This is a genomic window from Pseudomonadota bacterium (assembly GCA_030860485.1).
Classification (GTDB): domain Bacteria; phylum Pseudomonadota; class Gammaproteobacteria; order JACCXJ01; family JACCXJ01; genus JACCXJ01.
In genome coordinates this window covers 1-3,283 of sequence record JALZID010000361.1, presented here as the reverse complement: position 1 = coordinate 3,283, position 3,283 = coordinate 1, and the positions used below count along the sequence as shown (strand labels likewise).

At 62.2% G+C, this 3,283-nt stretch carries 4 protein-coding genes; 1 reads left to right on the top strand and 3 read right to left on the bottom strand.

All coding sequences use genetic code 11. From position 1 onward, the window contains the following. Nucleotides 1–542: 542 nt before the first annotated feature. On the top strand, nucleotides 543–809 hold the full coding sequence (locus M3461_22470; GenBank protein ID MDQ3776912.1) for a hypothetical protein: 267 nt from the start codon (nucleotides 543–545) through the stop codon (nucleotides 807–809). Between the two features lie 98 nt (nucleotides 810–907). On the opposite strand, the gene M3461_22465 is transcribed toward M3461_22470, so the two are convergent. The 3 genes from M3461_22465 to M3461_22455 form a co-directional block, all read right to left on the bottom strand. Beyond that, a complete protein-coding gene (locus tag M3461_22465; protein MDQ3776911.1) occupies nucleotides 908–1,528 on the bottom strand; it encodes an AAA family ATPase in 621 nt (206 codons plus the stop codon). A gap of 294 nt (nucleotides 1,529–1,822) precedes the next feature. Continuing rightward, nucleotides 1,823–2,383, bottom strand: coding sequence for a hypothetical protein (locus M3461_22460; GenBank protein ID MDQ3776910.1), 561 nt, complete (start codon nucleotides 2,381–2,383; stop codon nucleotides 1,823–1,825). A gap of 1 nt (nucleotide 2,384) precedes the next feature. Beyond that, on the bottom strand, nucleotides 2,385–3,065 hold the full coding sequence (locus M3461_22455) for a hypothetical protein (protein ID MDQ3776909.1): 681 nt from the start codon (nucleotides 3,063–3,065) through the stop codon (nucleotides 2,385–2,387). Nucleotides 3,066–3,283: the final 218 nt, after the last annotated feature.

Sequence of the window (3,283 nt, the reverse complement as noted above, 5' to 3'; positions counted from 1 at the left end):
GTCCCTTAAATAACTTGACAGATTCTCTGGCAATTGCTATGCTTACGGTCATGCCGAACACGAGGCTGTCGATCGAGTTGAAACGGCTGAATGGACGCAGCTCGAAAAGTGGGAGTCCTCACATGGGACCCCGAGGGAAAAACAAGAAGGGATAATCTGTAAAGTTATTCAAGGGACACTACACTAGGCATTGCCTAGGTCCTTGGTGTAGTAGTGTTGTATTAGCACATCAAAACCGGACTACATTATTCAATGGGTTACGAAAGAGTTAAGGATTCTGCCTCACTTAGTCGCAGCAAAGCGTTGACTTGGGAAAGAAGGACGGTTTATAGTAGTCAAGGCCCGGCACCGCTGGCGATGGCGGCTTGTTCAAACGCCCGCACCAGTCCCACCGTGGATGTCGCCGTGCCCCCCAATACCCGGCCACGCGCGCGCGAACACACTGGCGGTGGCGGTCTTCCGGGAATTGGCGGTCTTCCGAGGTGCCAAGACCGCCAGCGTTTTGTGTACGGGACCTCGGCGACGGGATCGAGACATCCTACGTGGAGTGGGATACCGAGCTGGTAACCATGTCCGCCGACGAGGCCATGGCGTCGCCCGAGGAACCGGAGGAGCGGGGCGCCATGGGTGAGGCGGTGAGGTGGCTGGGCGAGCTGCTTAAAGATGGCTCCGTGGATTCCAAGGAAATCTTTTCAGATGCGAAACAGGCGGGGATAGCGTGGCGGACCGTCGAGCGAGCCAAAGCCCGGCTTGGGGTCAAGGCGACCAAGGCTAGCTATGCGGGAGGGTGGAGGTGGACGCTTCCATGACCGCCCTATATACACATATTGGCGGTCTTGGCGGTCTTGGGCTATCGGAATCGCTAGAACCTAGCTGTGGTGCGGGTCCCACCAAGACCGCCAGAGTGTCAAAACGGCTGGCAGCCTTGGGCTCCATGCGGTGCTTTGATCTGAAAGGCAAGCCCCGGGCGCGGCGCGGCGATATTGTTCTTCAAGGGCAGAAAGAGGCGCCGGGTCCCGTCCTCCGGGTCCCTACATACCAGGTAGCCGCCGCGCCCGGCCGCTACAAACGCTAGCGAGCCCATCACCCTAAGCAAAGCCTCGGGCCCGCCGGCCTTGTTGAGATGATTGACGCAGACAATGGCGGCTTTGATTTCGGCGGCCATCGCCGCGAGGGGCGCGAGTACGCCCCGCACCTCGGCGTTCTTATGGGAATCGACGCGCCCCAGGTAGGCGGTGATCGGGTCAATATCGATGAGCGCCACATCGCCGAGCTTTCTGGCCAGGTCCCCCAATCGCTCGATGTCCGCCGTGAGGTTGAAAAGCCTTTTGGTTTTGTCCGGCTCACGTATGGCGTCCAGGATAAAGATCCGTTTCAGATCTGCCCCGGCGGCCCTTAGCCGCGGCCGGATTGTGTCCTCGGCTTCGTCCTCGGCGTTTAAGACGATCACGGATCCCTGCTCGCACTTCGACCGGTCCACCGGCCACAGCCCGCCGGTGGTGACGATGGCCGCCATGCTGGCCAGCACTTGGGATTTCCCAAGTCGGGGTTCCCGGCCACCATGGTGATTTTCCCCCGCGCTATCCGCCCCCGCCATAGCCACCGGATCGGCTTCTCCTCGATGTCGTCCATGCAGCGATAAAGAATCTCGCCGTCGTCTGCGCGCCCGGCGTCCTTCCCATTGCCTGACGTATCCCCGTGTTCCGCTTTGGAATTGCTCCCCGTATGCGGCCGACGTGTGTCCTCGTCGTAGGCCTCCACCGGCGGCAGATCATCGTAGGACGCTGCACGGCTGGCCTGCCCCCGCCATACTGCCCTAGGATCAGCGCCCAGCGCCCGGATGTAATCCTCTTGGTGGCGAGCCGAACAGTGCTGATACAAGCATGATCTCAGCGCCCGCCACCGGCAGAAAGCACGCCTGCTCACCGCGGTGCGTGCTCTGGTCCCACTTCAAGGAATGTAACCCGGCGCCCACCACGCCGACGAAAGCCGCCTCCAGCCTTTCGCCTTCGGGGCCATCGACGAGCCTGTCCAGAGCCAACACGATGCGGATGCGCGGGCATTCCGGGGTGTGCCGGGCAGTGGTCCAGGCAACGGCCTCATAGTCCGCAAGGCGCATCAGCAGGATCTCGACCTCCTCACGAAGCCCGCCGTCGAGGTCGTGGGCAAGCCATGCACGCGGCAGCAGATCGGCCTTGCAACGGTGTAGATCTGCGCCCCCATTTGGCCTCAGCGGGCCGCAAATGTACTCGCGGGTTTCCTTGCTGCGCGCCCGTGGTAGGGCCAGGATTTGTGCTACGAAGCCGTCAAAGTCCGGCGCCTGGCGCGGCTGGGGTTTGGCGTCCTTCACGCCTGTGCCGTGGCAGTAGCTGATGTTGTTCATGTCAATGCACCACAGTCTCCAGAAACGGGACCGGCGGCTCCACCGGCTCGACCGCGCCGTGTTCGTAGACCAGCTCGGTTACGCGCGGCGCGCCGTCCATGCGATCGATAATCCTCAGCGCGAGACCGAATTCCTGCGCAACGGCCTTGGAAAAGTGTCGTCGTTCCCGTCGAAACTTTTTGATGAGCGCTGGCTTTAGCCGCTTGGGCTTGGCGGGATTCCAAATCGATGCGAAATGTGGCGCGCCGTCCTTATCGACGACGAAAAGGAACCGCACCAGGTAACGCCCGACCTGGCCGTCATATGAAAGCCCCACCGGATTGGCCTCGACGCCGGGCGGGGCGCTTACTTGGCTGGCGCCGTAGTCAGCAGCGCCGGAGAGAAGCTTCTCGCGGTCTATCAGATTGAACACTCCGTCGCTCATCGCCGCTCCCGCCGGGGCCGCGGCAACCACGAAATCCAGTGGCCGCGTACATGTCAACCGGGCGTAGTGCGGCCCGGACCCCGCCGCGACGACGCCGACGGTCGACAGGCACCTGTGGCACGGCACACTGAGTGTCGTCAGGCCATTGGCCGCGACGGCGAGTCCGAAAAGCTCGACCTGACCGGTGGGTGCGGACCTGGCGGCGCCCGATGAGACTAAAGTCACGGCACCGCCCGCTTGGCCTTCTCGCGGGTCCATTTGCCACCCGCCTCGGCCGGAGGCGTCACGAGCCCGTGCTCGACCACCTTTGAAAGCAGAAAGCGCGGATACCGACCGAGCTTCACGTGCGGGATCTGACCCAACCCGACTTAGCCGATTCGGGGGGTACCGAGGTCCTAAGTGATTGATATCATTCATAGGGACCCCCCTAGGTCTGCACTACAGGGCGATGGCTGAGCACTGAGCTGGCGGTGATC